Origin of the sequence: Alginatibacterium sediminis (assembly GCF_003610775.1) — a bacterium.
In the GTDB taxonomy this organism is placed as follows: domain Bacteria; phylum Pseudomonadota; class Gammaproteobacteria; order Enterobacterales; family Celerinatantimonadaceae; genus Alginatibacterium; species Alginatibacterium sediminis.
In genome coordinates this window covers 254687-267886 of the sequence record NZ_RAQO01000005.1, presented here as the reverse complement: position 1 = coordinate 267886, position 13200 = coordinate 254687, and the positions used below count along the sequence as shown (strand labels likewise).

Sequence of the window (13200 nt, the reverse complement as noted above, 5' to 3'; positions counted from 1 at the left end):
CAAACCCTTGCCTCAACGTCAAAAATGGTGTCATTAGGTCAACTAGTAACGGGGTTTTATTCGTGATTCAAGCAATTCTATATACGACTAATAACGACCAACTAATTAGTAGCATTGAAATTATCACGCTGTAGAGTCCTCAAGTTTGACCCTACGATGATGGCAATGATTCTTTTTGTGCGCGGTTAATCTTAAAGTTTATGGCTGCATAATTTAGTTAGTATTGGCAATTAAGACTTCATATTAAGCACAATTTTATCAAAGCGGCTATCCATGCAGGCGCTAATATCGGTAGTCACAAATCTACCCTCATAAAACAAACTAAAGATGCTACTTGGAGCAGGGCTAAGCATTGCTTGCTCGTTACTCTCAAGCTTAATCACTGTAAGTTCAATCTGACGGTTTCGACAGCTTTCGACTAAGGAATTTTGTACGTGATACTCGCTAAACGGGCAGCGATTGGAGTAGTAAACAACGCACCCTTGCGAGGGTAGCTTGGCGGTGTGAAGATGTTTAAGAAAGCTAGGGGTTGGTGCATTATTATCGAAGGCATACGCCAATAGCACAAAACCAGACTCCAGCGCGTCAACTTCGACAAAGCCTTGTTTGAGTAGCCACTTGGTATCGCTACTAAAATGAAATTTTTTGCGCCCTACTATGGCCACAAGACCATGCTTATCTTGCGCCTTAGCAGCATGAATTGCTTGGGCCAATAAGGCTTTACCATGCCCTTGCTGTTTATACTTACCTGAAACCCAAAAACAACCTAAAGCTAAGTAGTTGTCTGCATCTATAGGCTGCCAAGCCGTCTCTGCGGGGCCATACTCAATGAACACTTTTGCTCGCTCATCGAGCCGGCTAAATACGTAATCATGTGCAAAGGACTGTGAAAGCCATTGTTTTTTCGCCGCATAGCTTTGCGCGCACTTCTTATCAGATATTGCGCAGCATATGTGTTCGGCTGTGATATTCGTTGAGTCCAAAGTTAGGTAGCTCATCTTCATTCCTCATTCTAAACGGAATACAAGGAGTCATACTAGAGAGCAAAGCGACTGACATATGTTAATAACAGGTATAGCGATGACGCATGTCAATCACTGCTTTTTTTAGCAGTTGCTCTAACACTTGCATATCTATGTTTTCGAGTCGGTTTATATATAGGCATGATCGCGCTGTTTTTACTTTGCCCAAACGCGCAATTTCAGAAGAAAACAGCTCGAATCCCTGCATGATATAGATCGTGGTGTTCTGCTTACGCGGCGAAAAACCGGTTAACAACCAACTATGTTTTCCACGTTGATTGCTGTATTCGTAACGACCAAAGCCAATGATTGAATCGCCCCACATTACAGCCGGTCGTTGGCTTACTTTTAGGAACAATGTTAACAATACTTCAGCATCAGCACGGCGCTGCTCGTGTGCAACATTTGCAATAAAAGCTTGCACGTTTCCACCATTTGGTCTGGTTTTAAGTTGCGCCATATTTGCTCCTAGTCAGTTATCAACCTTATTAGACCGATGCGCCTATTGATAGGTTTTGCCATTATGGCGCAACCAACCATGATAGTGTTTCTGATTTGGATCATGATGCGTCCAATGTAAAACCCCACCCTTGTCGTTCCATTCATACTGTCCGTAGTAGCGCACCGTATCCCCAACACTTAGCTTTTCTATTCGCGGGGCTAAATCTATATTATGTGCAACCAGCACTGTTAAGCCAGTTTCCAACTCTAAAATAAACCGTTGATGTCGACTGCCCTTTAAGTCATCACTAAGTATCGTTATAACCGTTCCACTTCCGGTGACTTGAACTTCGCTTCGTTTTTGCTTAAAAGCCTGTTCAATCGTTGTATCGATATAATGTTTACTAGCGGCGGTTTGAACGATTCCGGCAGATGACACAATTGCCGGATCTCTATACAGTAACTGTGTAGCAAGCCCTATAAATGCAATTAGTATAATAGGAAGGATTGAATTTTTACGCATGTCTATTCCTTCGATGATATCACTGAAACGAGATGTTCGGTCGACTTGGGAACTTCAAACTGATGCCAAAACATCGCAAGCATTTCGTCGCTCATTTGATAGCTCAAGTCGGAGTTTAACTGATTGCGCGCTTTAGCTTGCTGACAGCAACGCTCAAAGCTTACATCTAAGTAAACTATTTCAAGATCCAGTTGGTGTTGCTTAGCCCAAGACCTTAGGCGCTCTCGGTCTCGAAAAGCCCAAAAACCATAATCAAAGATAACCGAAACACCCAGTTTCAAAAGATCCAACGCGGCGTTATCGAACAATGTACTCAAGCATGCCAAGCGACTGTCAAACTGCTCTCGAGGCATGTGTTCACCGAACAGTGGGATCATCCATTCATCAATAGAAAATCGATACGCACGCTGATGCTCTGCAATTTGATTCGCTAAGGTGGTTTTACCCGATCCGATAAACCCACATATGGCATACACTTTTACGCTCATTGCTGTGCTCGCTTGTTCGCTAACGATTACTCAATCAAGTCTTTAAGATTTTTAATGCAGCGCACGGTTTCATGCATTAAACTCGGACTTTCAGATTGATACCAAATCGTTTGCATGCCGATTTCCAGCGCCGGCACTATATCCCGCTCCCAGTTATCTCCTACCATGCAGCAGTTTTCAGCAGGTTGATTTATCTTGGACAAAATAGCTGGTAAAAATCCCGCATCCCCTTTTTGTAGCGCTAAGTTTGCAGGGCAATAATAGCCACTAATATACTTAGCTAAGCCGACTCGTTCGAAAGCACGTTCAATTTCTTTCGGCGTAGATTGCTGAGCCCCTGTCGCCACATAAATTTGGCTGGCTTGCGACAAACTGGCTAAGGCTTTTTGTGCGTTAGGCATTGCTTCAAGCTTCTGCCAGTCACACATTTTTCCAGCCTGGTCACTAAAGTCGCGCATTAATGTATCCCCCCAATCGAAGAGGTAAGTTTTTTCTGTTACCAGATCTCGTTCCATAACCTTGGTTCCTATATCCGCGACTAAGCAGTTTAGTTAATTTGGTAAACAAATGTCGCACTTGTATTATTGCCCTACAAATATCTTGATATCTGCGCTGTGTCATTTTTCACACTTAGAATAAAAGTTAGACTTGTAAGCTAAGCAGCTTTCAAAATACAAGCCAAACTTGGAGTGACAATAATGATTACCGGCAACATCAACAATTCTCAGCATGTTAAACGCTTACACCCCTGTCTACAACGTGGCCTTACAGCCGTACAACAACTGTTGAGCGATGGTAAAGACGATGGCAAATATGCCATTGAAGGCGACCAGTTATTTGTGATGTTGATGACCATCGACAGCAAAGATGCTGAGCAATGCCGTCCTGAGTTTCACGCGAAGTACAGTGATATTCAAGTTTGTCTTGAAGGCCATGAATATCTCGGTTTTTCCAACCAAGAACGCAGTGAGAGCGTTAGTGAAGACAAATTAGAGGCTCACGATGTGGCCTTTACTGACACTATCAATGACGAACGTTTTGTTGAACTCAAAGGCGGTGACTTTGCAGTGTTTTTTGATAACGAAATGCACCGCCCAGGTTGCCATTTTGATAAACAAGGTAAGCAAATCCGCAAAGCGGTGGTGAAGATACACCAAGACCTTTTCATTTAAAAACAACTACAATCAATCTCTAAGGCCGTCTTAAAGCTGGACGGCCTTTTCACAGCGCTCCACCAGCGTATCAAAATCAGTATCTATATCGATAGCAAACACGCGCGCTTCATTTGGTTCTGGGGTTTCCAAGGTATCAAATTGACTTTGTAATAGCTGAGTCGGCATAAAGTGATTATGTCGAGCCCTGTGTCGTTGTTCTATCAAGGCCTGACTGCCCTGCAAAAAAATAAATGCAAGGTGGTCATTCTGCTGGCGTAACAAATCTCGATAAGCGAGTTTTAGCGCGGAGCATACAATGACCATTGGCTTACTATGATTCAACACTTGATGGGCAAGCAATCGAATTTGTTCTAACCACGGTTGCCTGTCACTATCATTTAAAGCTAAGCCTTGGCTCATTTTTTCTATATTGGCAGGCGGATGCAAGTCGTCTCCGTCCACAAAATTTGCCGTTAAACGTTCGGCAAGGGCGGCTCCCACGCTCGACTTGCCACAACCGGAAACGCCCATAACTACATAAACCTTAGCCATCTTGTGTTTCCGTAACCAAAGAACTTAAAGGTAGTTTGACCAGCACTTTATAGCGCATCCCTCGCTCAATATTTTGAATACATGGCATGTCTAAGTGTTCGTCATTTACAAATACTTGCATAGCGTTTATATCGGCAGAGCGTTGGTATGTCACACTAAATTCTGCGCCTCTAAATTCTCGCTTTGCCTTGGCTTGTGACCAATGGCTAGGCAATTGCGGCTTTATCAGTAAGCCGTCTTTACAGCCCTGTAACCCAAACATTTTTTCGATTGTAAGCTGGTAAAACCAGGCTCCCGAACCGGTGTTAAACAAATTACTAGAACGACCAGCGGTCCGCGGGTGCTGATAATAGGCGCCACGATAGTAATTTGGAATATAAACAGGTAATTGATCTCGGCGTTTAATGTCAGTTTCGTTGCAGGAGCTTAACATGCGACGGAGCGTTGAAAATGCGCGGTCAGGCTCATCAATAGCAAACAATGATGCTGCGTAAAATGCTGCCGCATGATTGTAGACAGAACCATTTTCGGCGCTACCTGGCCATTTTTGAGTTACTCGCCCAATATCGTCGCGCATCGCTGTAAATGCTGGTGCAAACATCATGACTCCATACGGAGTCTCTAAACGTTCGTCTATAGCTGCAAGTATTTGCTGTTGTTGTTCGGTATTAGTCGCTTTACACAACAGTGCCCAACTTTGCGCGTTCAGAAAAATTTTGCCTTCCGGATCTGAATCAATACCAAACAAAGTTCCTGCATCGGTAATACCACGGCCAAACCAGTTGTTATGCCAAAAATGCTGATTTAAGCGTTGATTGAAGATACCCGCTTGTTCTTGGTAGTAAACAGCCAAGTCATCACGTTGATGCTGTTCACAAATATCAGCCCACAATTGCAAGGCGTAAGAAATAGCTTCCGTTAACCAAGCTGAAACCCCTTTACCTTGGTAGCCCACCATATTCATAGGATCACACCAATCACCTTGAGCTATATAGGGCAACCCCCGCTCATCGACAGCGCCAATCAAGTAGTTCATAGCACGACTAATATGCTCAAAAACGCTATCGCTAACATCGTTATTTGACCACTTAAGCTGATGTTCTAACAAACTAGAATCACCAGTTTCATTGAGATAGGAAGTCATAATGATACACAACCATACTGAATGATCAGTATGTGGTACTTGGTTGATGTATTTAAGCTCTGCCTCAGCACTTAATAAAATGCCGTCGGGCATTTCGCCATCGTCTTTTTGCTGAGCAAGAGCGGTCAAAATAGCGGTTTTAGTTAGCCCATCATCTACATATGCCATCCCCATTGCGTCCTGAAGATAGTTTCGGGTTTGGGGATCGGTACTGAGACGGTTACTGTCGCCGTGATAATAAACTTGACGGGGTAGCCAATGGTTAACAAAGCTGTCAAAATCGCTATCTGGGCTTTCAATTTCTAAGCAGCCTTTGCCTCTCTCAACGTACTGCTTATACTCTAAATTGCGCTGTTGGGTATCGCTAAGCAAGTAACGCTTGCGCATGCGTGCAACTTCGGCTGCGTCTTTAGCTGGGCCAAAAATGAGCTGGGTGTTTTGTGATTCATAAGCTTGGAGTTTGATACAAAACTGCATACAACATGTTGGCATTTCATAAATTGCATCGCCACATCCGAGATTGGCGCGATTCGCTAAACTTGAGGGCGCATGTAAGCCTCCCTCCCCTTCAAATACTGGCTGCGAAACTTCAAAGAAATCAACCTTCCTATCGGCGCACAAGTAAGTCATATCTTTGAGGTGAGCATTCTTAAAATAGTCATCAACTTTTTGATAGGGAGTAATGCAGGTACAAAGAATTGCGTTTAGTTCTGGATCAAAGCTACCTCCCATATTCATCCATGATGAGTAGCCCACCGGAAAATACGGAATCAAAGAAATATCGCGTTCACTTTCGCCAAGATTAATGAGATCAACACTCCAACGTTCAACCACATCGGTATCGCTGAGGCCTAGGCTAATAATTAGTTCAAGTCCAAGGCATTGAACTTTCCAACGAATATCACTCGTCCCTGGTTCAAAACTAAATAAATCGAGCTCTCTATTCATCGGAGCGTAGGGAGCCGAAAACATTTCACCACTTTGATTGTCTCTAATATAGAAAAACCGGCCGGGATGGTGAGCGAAGTAAGGCTGCTCAGGCTGCATAAAACTTACCGCGGCCAGCGTAGGTACATGGGCGTACTTTCTTGGCTCAGGGTCCATATACTGGCTTACCGCATATCCGCGGCAGTTCATATGCAACATCATCTTTCGGTTCCAAAGATATGCGGCACTATTTGGCGCTAAGCTTGGACTGTTAAGCTGAAAACGTTTGCCTTGTTCAATGTACTGAGCCATGCGGTTTCCTGTTTTAAAAAAGAGAATTACTTAGAATTGAATCAAACTAAGTACTGCTGCGTTGTATAAACTCCGGTTGGAATTGAGTCTCGAATGCCATATCCAAACCGTAAGCTGAATTAAGAACTTTACGACAGGCGGCTGTCGCCATTGCTTCGATGGGGATATGAATCGTACTTAGTGCAGGTGCTGTATAAGCGCAAAAGTCCACATCGTCATAGCCCACAACGGCCATGTCAGAAGGCACACCGAGATCCAGATCATAGAGCTGGCTTAATGCCACTTGCGCAAGCTTGTCATTGCCGCAAAACAAAGCACTAAATCGCGAGCGCTGCTTCAGAATAGATTTAATAGCTTTGGCGCCGGGTTCATAATTAAACGAGCCCTCAATAACGAGATCTGAGTCAATGGAACAGCCTAGTTCAATTAGAGTCTCGATGAATCCTTGCTGGCGGCGCTGAGCATCTTGGGCACTTAATCGGCCTGTAACCATCGCAAAACTACGATGACCCAAGCGAACTAAATTTTGTGCCGCTATTTTACCGCCTAAATAATGGTCAACACTAAAGCATTTATCCGCATAACCCTTAAGCTCTCGATTAATCAGTACTACGTTTGGATGTTTATCAATAGTGGCTAACAAAGCGTTGTCACTCACACTAGGGCAAGCCATGAGTACGGCGTCACAATCGCGCTCAAGCAGGTACTCTAGATGCGCAAGCTGTTGCTCATCGTTTAGAGAACCTTCGGCATTGGCCAAAATAAGGTGCTTGCCCTGCTCTCGAAGTTGCGTTTCAATTGCGCGTAAAATTTTGTGGTAAAAAGGACCCGATAAAGAAGGCAGATACACGCCAATCAGATCGGAACGTTGTCGAGACAGAGAACGCGCCATGCTATTTGGTCGATATTCCAAATTTAACATCGCTTGTTTTATTGCGGCAGCGCGCTTCTCCGAAACCGAGCCTCCAGACATATAACGCGATACCGTACCTACGCCTACGTTGGCTAATTTTGCAACATCTTTAATGGTGGCCATTGCTTTCCCGTATCGAGACAAAATAACAATTATCACTGTGCTAATTGGGAATGTCACAAAGTGCTGCCCAAAGGTCAAGTGACTTCACCCAATAATGGAACCGGTTCCAAATAAATATAATTCAGTTCCATACGATATCGTTTTTTCGCAGTTAATAAGCCACAAAACTAATTCGCCAAAAAATAAGAATTATTCCCCCCTACGCACTGCTTATTTGTTAAACGTTTTACGCTATTTCATTGAGTAAACACCCCCCTAACTCCACTAATTATCGAAAAAGCTTGATCATTGAATTCGATGGCAATTATTATTCACCACTAACTCAAGACAAACGAGAATTTATATGGACGCCGCTTTTATCAACCCATTTTTAACGTCGCTTCAAAATGTGTTGGGGACTATGGCTCAATTGCAGCTAAAACCTGAAAAACCTCGTTTGAAAAAGGACGAGCGTGCACGTGGTGACGTATCAGGTTTGATTGGCATGGTGGGGCCGGAATTAAAAGGGTCGTTTTCGATTAGCTTTGACCAAAGCTTGGCCTTGGAAATTATGAAACGCATGCTTGGTGAAGCACCTTCACAGATTGATGAAGAGGTCACTGATATGGTGGGTGAAATCACAAATATGGTTACCGGTGGTGCGAAGCGATTATTAGCAGAAGCAGGTCATGATTTTGGTATGGCAACTCCAATTGTGGTTTCAGGACCGTCACATACCATAACCCATTCAACAGAGAGTCCAAAAATCATGCTGCCTTTTAGCTCTGAGCATGGGAATGCAACAATTGAGATTTGTTTTGAAAGCTCGTAAGTCTTAATTTTTACTTTTCAACAGGCATAAAAAAAGCGACTAACGTCGCTTTTTTACTATCTACTTGCTAGTTCTTATAGATCTTCAGCATTCTTAGCTAGGTACTTTGCAACGCCACCAGGAGTCGCGTCCATGCCTTCTTTACCTTTTTCCCATTGTGCTGGGCAAACTTCGCCGTGTTGCTCATGGAATTGAAGGGCATCAACCATACGTAGCATTTCGTCGATGTTACGACCTAAAGGTAGATCGTTGACAACTTGGTGACGAACTAGGCCTTCTTTATCAACTAAGAACGAACCACGGAAAGCAACACCATCTGAAGGATGCTCAACATCGTATGCTTTACAAATTTCGTGTTTAACGTCAGCAATCAATGGGTATTGAACTTGACCAATACCACCATCTTCAATTGCTGTGTTGCGCCATGCATTGTGGCTAAACTGAGAATCGATTGAAACACCGATAACCTCAACGCCGCGCTCTTGGAAATCAGCAAAACGGTGATCGAATGCGATCAACTCAGAAGGACATACGAAAGTGAAATCTAATGGATAGAAAAAGATAACTGCTGCTTTGCCTTTAATTTTTTCGCTTAGAGTGAAGCTATCTACGATTTCTCCATTTCCAAGAACAGCTGCTGCAGTAAAATCTGGTGCGGGACGACCTACAAGTACGCTCATTTCCTTTTCCTCTGTGTTAGGGATATTTTCAACGACACAATAATGCGACAAATCGACGCATTTATCGAATCGGCAATTTCAATCAGTATGATTGGCTATACCTATCAAAAAATACCAATTCAATACGTAGTATTAATTAAGAGTCACGTTTTGGCTTCATATCAACCCTTGAATCAATACTAGTAAACGAATCAAGCATAGCAACTGCTTGTCGCTAGTTCAAAAATCAACTAGCACTCAATTTTAAACTTCTTCGGCAGCTCAAAAACCAGCCAGGGTTTATATCAAAGCTAAGCTGATTCGCGTTTTATTAGTTCTGGTTTAAAACAAAGACCATCCGTAGATACACTTTCATCGGTATTCTTCAAAGCAAAGAGATCGAGTGCTTGCTGGGCTGCGCGGCCTCCCATTTCTTCGATTGGATAACGAATCGTGGTCAAGCGCGGAAAGGTAAACTTGGCATAATGGTTGTCATCAAAACCAACCACTGCAATTTGCTCTGGGCTGCTGACTTTAAAGTCTCGAAAAGTAGATAATGCACCGGCAATCATACTATCGTTGAATCCAAAGGCTGCTGTCACATCAGGTCGTTGCTCAAGCAAGTGTTGTCCGGCAAAACTGCCACCAAGCTCGTTTGGAAAGGCTCTGAAAATTAGCGAAGGATCAAAGACAATGCCGGCCTCTTCTAACGCTTGTCGATAGCCCTTTTCTCTCTCAATAGCATCAACAAAGTCTAAGTCATCAGAGCTAATCATCGCAATATTGCTATGGCCTTGTTCGATCAAGTACGCGACTGCAACACGGGCACCTTCTTGATTATCAATAAATACGCAGCGGTCTTCAAAACCTGGCACCAAGCGATTAATAAATACAAAAGGAGTGTCACCACTTGCGATCTCACAAAGCTCGTCGTCAGTCATTGCCATTGCATGTACGATCAAAGCATCGCATTGGCGCTGAAGCAAAATATCGATAGCATGGCGCTCTTTATCGGCTTCGTGATGTCCAGTCATGACCATAGTGTATTTGTTGGCTCCATCGACTACTTCTTCGATACCTTTCATCATTTGCATGAAAAATGGTCCACCACCTAAATCACCAACCACTAATCCTATGCAGTCAGAACGTTTACTCACCAAAGCTTGAGCAAAACTGTTAGGCCGGTAACTAAGCTCTTCCATCGCCTTAAGCACAGCCTCACGCTTTTCGGGTGCTACTTGCGCGGTATCATTGATCACGCGCGATACCGTTGATATCGATACATTTGCTAGCTGAGAAACGTCTTTAATTGTAGCCAATTGCTGTTCTCCAGGAGAATGGATTTAGAAACCAAGACAAAAACTGTCTAAGGATAACGGTGCATGCACCAATATTACCAATTTGAGCTTTGGAAAAGTAGTTATTCCGCACTAACCAACGCTTTACAAAGTATTTGTCAGCTATTGTTTTAGCTGCTCTCGGTTTACAATAGCCAAATTCATATTGTTAGTAGAAAAATATCATGTCAATTTTTCAAAAAATCCGCTGTGCTATTACTTTAGGCCAAGGGGTTTTACTTGAGCTTCCTGAGCCCACAGGGCAAGAAGACCCTTTTGAGCTCTTCGACACTTGGCTAGAAGCAGCTAAAGACTCTGGCATTATTTTGCCCGAGTCGATGAACATCAGTTCGGTCAGCTCCCAAGGCAGACCGTCTTCGCGCATGGTATTACTTAAAGATTTTGATACTCACGGTTTCGTTTTCTTTACTAACTACCAAAGTAGAAAAGCTCAAGATTTGGAGCAAAATGGCTTTGCTAGTTTAAATTTTCATTGGAATATCTTGCAGCGCCAAGTTCGCATCGAGGGGCGCGTTGAACGAGTCAGCGTTGAAGAGTCAAAAGCCTATTTTGATTCACGAGCGAAAGGCAGCCGAATTGGCGCTTGGGCAAGTCACCAGAGCAAAGTTCTGGCTAATAGAGAAGAACTTGAAGCGCAATTCAAATACTACCAAGATAAGTTTGCTCAGGTTGGTAATGAAATACCTTACCCTGAATTTTGGGGCGGATACCGTATTGTTCCAGATAGCATTGAATTTTGGCAAGGCAAGGCCAGCCGTCTGCACGACCGTTTTCGATATCATCGAGAACAGCCGCAAACAGCATGGCAAGTAGAGCGACTTAGTCCTTAGCCTCCACTTAAGTAACGGCTTTGGTACTGATTGGCTTTTTCAGCTTCACTCATCAGCGGCGGTAGTTTGTCGTCGCGTCTTGAGTAAATTATTTGATAAGCCAACACACTTTGCACATAGCCTCTCGTTTCATGGAAAGGAATGGTTTCGACCCAAACCGGTCCGGGAACATTACCGCGCTCAGCCAACCACCGTTGCACTCGATGAGGTCCGGCGTTATAAGCAGCAGCGGACAGGATTCGATTTCCCTTATAGCGCTGCATCAATTCCTTTAAATAGGCACTGCCTAAGCCAATATTGGTTTCTGCTTCGTAGAGCTGGCTACGGCTGTTGTAATCGATGGCATTTTTACGCGCAGTTTCTTTCGCTGTTGCAGGCATTAATTGCATCAGTCCTCTAGCACCCGCACTGCTATAAGCCTTGGAATACATGGCGCTCTCTTGGCGGGCAACCGCCATCAGCAGCGACTCTGGAAGTTGACGCTGTTTTGAGTATTTCGTGAACTCGTTTTGAAAGGCATATGGGAAACGCAGCTCAAGCTGGTCCCAATACTTACCGATGATTGAGGATTGTACGGCTAAGTCATCCCATCCACGCTCAAGGGCTGCTTCACCAAGATCTAGGCGTTGATCCTTATCCAAGGGCGAGAGTAAGTTTCGCCATTCAGCTCGCGCATCTTCAGCCTGCCCTTGCCACTGCAACTCTTGTACGCGTTTAAAATCATCACTTTCTACAAGCAACTGTTGGCGCTCACTATCAACCTGATGACGTTGTGCTCTTAGTTGATAGGGGCTGCCTAAGGTATCAGAGGCTAAGAAACCATAATAACTTCGCTCTTGAGCTAACAATAAAAGGATTTTTGCCGCTGGTTCTGAGTTGGCATTTTGTTGATTGAGACTCCACGCGTACCAAAAACGCCAACGTTCTATTTGCTGAGCAGTATCAGACAATAACGGATACCAAGTGCGGATCTGAGCCCAATTTTGCTGTTCAACACTTAAGCGTAAACGGCGTTCGATACTATTATCATTCGGGTAGAGTTCTATTAGTTGGTCAGCCCATTTCAAACGATAACTCTGTTTAGAACTAATCGCAGCTCGAATCAACTGCTGGGCACTCGCATCAGCAAGCTCGGGATAGGCTTTGTAACTAGGATATAAACGCTGCCACTGCTCATAGGCCGAGTCTAGTTTAACCCAAGCTAAACGTTGCAAACTTCGGTCAACTAACTCTGCCTGCCAGTCTGAGTCTATTTTGCTCACACTTTTCAAATAATTCGTTTGTACTGCGTAGGCGCTTTGCAAAGCTTTAACCTGCGCTTGTTTAGCGCTTGGCAATTGGCGACCCAAATAATCCATCAAGCCCTTTTCACGGGCTTTGAACGCTAATAACATCCTTTGCCATACATCGTCCGAGCTTCGCTGCCCTGCATCATTCCAAGCTTTGAAAAGGCCATCACAGGCTTTAGGACGTGACTTGCCATAAGCCCATAGCTCTTTAGCACCAAGCCACGCTTGCTCGGCTTGCCCCGTCTTCAATTGCGCATAATGGTAATAACATTGCAGATCAACATTGTTGGGTTTTTGCGGATACGCTTCGAGCATATCGGCCCAACGCTGTTGCCCAGCCAAGCGCAATAAATATCGTCGTTGAATTCTATTGTTAAGATGCGATGCTTGATTTGTGCTCAGAAAGCTTAGTACCTCTTGGTCGCTACTTTGCGCCCAAAAAGCACTTAAATGTTGATAATCTAAGTAGGATTTTAAAGGGTAAGCGCCAGCCAATTTTCGCTGCTGTTCGAATCCTTGCCAATCTTTTTGTTGCTGCTTGGCTAAAGCTTGTTGGTAATGCGTACGCTGGGCGTCTAAATTTGAAGATGCATTTACCCCTAAAGCCATGCTTGTAGAACATACTACGATAAGTCCGATTAGGGCTTGTTTCAT

Annotated in this window: 14 protein-coding genes; 3 read left to right on the top strand and 11 right to left on the bottom strand. The window is 43.9% G+C overall.

Annotated elements, in window-relative coordinates:
• Window positions 1-230: 230 nt before the first annotated feature.
• The 5 genes from DBZ36_RS09585 to DBZ36_RS09565 form a co-directional block, all read right to left on the bottom strand.
• Window positions 231-998, bottom strand: a complete 768-nt coding sequence (locus DBZ36_RS09585; RefSeq protein WP_199711821.1) for a GNAT family N-acetyltransferase — start codon at window positions 996-998, stop codon at window positions 231-233.
• A gap of 64 nt (window positions 999-1062) precedes the next feature.
• Window positions 1063-1482 carry a DUF1801 domain-containing protein gene (locus DBZ36_RS09580; protein ID WP_120354726.1) on the bottom strand — a complete coding sequence of 140 codons (420 nt, stop codon included), beginning with the start codon at window positions 1480-1482 and terminating at the stop codon, window positions 1063-1065.
• A gap of 42 nt (window positions 1483-1524) precedes the next feature.
• Window positions 1525-1986 carry a DUF3465 domain-containing protein gene (locus DBZ36_RS09575; protein WP_120354725.1) on the bottom strand — a complete coding sequence of 154 codons (462 nt, stop codon included), beginning with the start codon at window positions 1984-1986 and terminating at the stop codon, window positions 1525-1527.
• Window positions 1987-1988: 2 nt separating this feature from the next.
• Window positions 1989-2474, bottom strand: a complete 486-nt coding sequence (locus DBZ36_RS09570; protein WP_120354724.1) for an AAA family ATPase — start codon at window positions 2472-2474, stop codon at window positions 1989-1991.
• Between the two features lie 26 nt (window positions 2475-2500).
• The gene (locus tag DBZ36_RS09565) at window positions 2501-2989 is read right to left on the bottom strand and encodes an HAD family hydrolase (RefSeq protein WP_120354723.1); all 489 of its coding nucleotides are present in this window, start codon (window positions 2987-2989) and stop codon (window positions 2501-2503) included.
• A gap of 183 nt (window positions 2990-3172) precedes the next feature.
• Here DBZ36_RS09565 and DBZ36_RS09560 point away from each other — a divergent pair, with 183 nt between their 5' ends.
• Window positions 3173-3646: a YhcH/YjgK/YiaL family protein gene (locus tag DBZ36_RS09560; RefSeq protein WP_120354722.1), complete on the top strand. Its 474-nt coding sequence runs from the start codon at window positions 3173-3175 to the stop codon at window positions 3644-3646.
• A 30-nt stretch (window positions 3647-3676) separates the two neighbouring features.
• Here DBZ36_RS09560 and DBZ36_RS09555 read toward each other — a convergent pair whose 3' ends face one another.
• Genes DBZ36_RS09555 through DBZ36_RS09545 form a run of 3 tightly spaced genes read right to left on the bottom strand, consistent with a single transcriptional unit; the run spans window position 3677 to window position 7599 of the window.
• Complete coding sequence (locus DBZ36_RS09555) at window positions 3677-4180, bottom strand: gluconokinase (protein WP_120354721.1); 504 nt, start codon at window positions 4178-4180, stop codon at window positions 3677-3679.
• Complete coding sequence (locus DBZ36_RS09550) at window positions 4173-6563, bottom strand: GH36-type glycosyl hydrolase domain-containing protein (protein ID WP_120354720.1); 2391 nt, start codon at window positions 6561-6563, stop codon at window positions 4173-4175. Before DBZ36_RS09550 ends, DBZ36_RS09555 begins: the two co-directional genes overlap by 8 nt.
• A 46-nt stretch (window positions 6564-6609) precedes the next feature.
• Window positions 6610-7599 carry a LacI family DNA-binding transcriptional regulator gene (locus DBZ36_RS09545; protein WP_120354719.1) on the bottom strand — a complete coding sequence of 330 codons (990 nt, stop codon included), beginning with the start codon at window positions 7597-7599 and terminating at the stop codon, window positions 6610-6612.
• 343 nt (window positions 7600-7942) lie between these two features.
• Between DBZ36_RS09545 and DBZ36_RS09540 the strand changes: the two genes are divergently transcribed.
• A complete protein-coding gene (locus DBZ36_RS09540) occupies window positions 7943-8410 on the top strand; it encodes a chemotaxis protein CheX (RefSeq protein ID WP_120354718.1) in 468 nt (155 codons plus the stop codon).
• Window positions 8411-8484: 74 nt separating this feature from the next.
• Here the strand turns inward: DBZ36_RS09540 and DBZ36_RS09535 are convergent, their stop codons facing one another.
• The gene (locus tag DBZ36_RS09535) at window positions 8485-9090 is read right to left on the bottom strand and encodes a peroxiredoxin (RefSeq protein ID WP_120354717.1); all 606 of its coding nucleotides are present in this window, start codon (window positions 9088-9090) and stop codon (window positions 8485-8487) included.
• A 290-nt stretch (window positions 9091-9380) separates the two neighbouring features.
• Window positions 9381-10388: a LacI family DNA-binding transcriptional regulator gene (locus DBZ36_RS09530; RefSeq protein ID WP_120354716.1), complete on the bottom strand. Its 1008-nt coding sequence runs from the start codon at window positions 10386-10388 to the stop codon at window positions 9381-9383.
• 203 nt (window positions 10389-10591) lie between these two features.
• Here DBZ36_RS09530 and pdxH point away from each other — a divergent pair, with 203 nt between their 5' ends.
• On the top strand, window positions 10592-11257 hold the full coding sequence (gene pdxH, locus DBZ36_RS09525) for a pyridoxamine 5'-phosphate oxidase (RefSeq protein ID WP_120354715.1): 666 nt from the start codon (window positions 10592-10594) through the stop codon (window positions 11255-11257).
• On the opposite strand, the gene DBZ36_RS09520 is transcribed toward pdxH, so the two are convergent.
• The gene (locus tag DBZ36_RS09520; protein WP_120354714.1) at window positions 11254-13200 is read right to left on the bottom strand and encodes a transglycosylase SLT domain-containing protein; all 1947 of its coding nucleotides are present in this window, start codon (window positions 13198-13200) and stop codon (window positions 11254-11256) included. The two genes, pdxH and DBZ36_RS09520, sit on opposite strands and share 4 nt — an antisense overlap.

Bases quoted from the DNA above. Each gene is read 5' to 3' on its own strand.
- DBZ36_RS09545 (WP_120354719.1), bottom strand. From the start codon at position 7,599: ATGGCCACCATTAAAGATGTTGCAAAATTAGCCAACGTAGGCGTAGGT.
- DBZ36_RS09520 (WP_120354714.1), bottom strand. From the start codon at position 13,200: ATGAAACAAGCCCTAATCGGACTTATCGTAGTATGTTCTACAAGCATG.
- DBZ36_RS09570 (WP_120354724.1), bottom strand. From the start codon at position 2,474: ATGAGCGTAAAAGTGTATGCCATATGTGGGTTTATCGGATCGGGTAAA.
- DBZ36_RS09555 (WP_120354721.1), bottom strand. From the start codon at position 4,180: ATGGCTAAGGTTTATGTAGTTATGGGCGTTTCCGGTTGTGGCAAGTCG.
- DBZ36_RS09575 (WP_120354725.1), bottom strand. From the start codon at position 1,986: ATGCGTAAAAATTCAATCCTTCCTATTATACTAATTGCATTTATAGGG.
- DBZ36_RS09585 (WP_199711821.1), bottom strand. From the start codon at position 998: ATGAGCTACCTAACTTTGGACTCAACGAATATCACAGCCGAACACATA.
- DBZ36_RS09550 (WP_120354720.1), bottom strand. From the start codon at position 6,563: ATGGCTCAGTACATTGAACAAGGCAAACGTTTTCAGCTTAACAGTCCA.
- DBZ36_RS09540 (WP_120354718.1), top strand. From the start codon at position 7,943: ATGGACGCCGCTTTTATCAACCCATTTTTAACGTCGCTTCAAAATGTG.
- DBZ36_RS09565 (WP_120354723.1), bottom strand. From the start codon at position 2,989: ATGGAACGAGATCTGGTAACAGAAAAAACTTACCTCTTCGATTGGGGG.
- DBZ36_RS09580 (WP_120354726.1), bottom strand. From the start codon at position 1,482: ATGGCGCAACTTAAAACCAGACCAAATGGTGGAAACGTGCAAGCTTTT.
- pdxH (WP_120354715.1), top strand. From the start codon at position 10,592: ATGTCAATTTTTCAAAAAATCCGCTGTGCTATTACTTTAGGCCAAGGG.
- DBZ36_RS09560 (WP_120354722.1), top strand. From the start codon at position 3,173: ATGATTACCGGCAACATCAACAATTCTCAGCATGTTAAACGCTTACAC.
- DBZ36_RS09535 (WP_120354717.1), bottom strand. From the start codon at position 9,090: ATGAGCGTACTTGTAGGTCGTCCCGCACCAGATTTTACTGCAGCAGCT.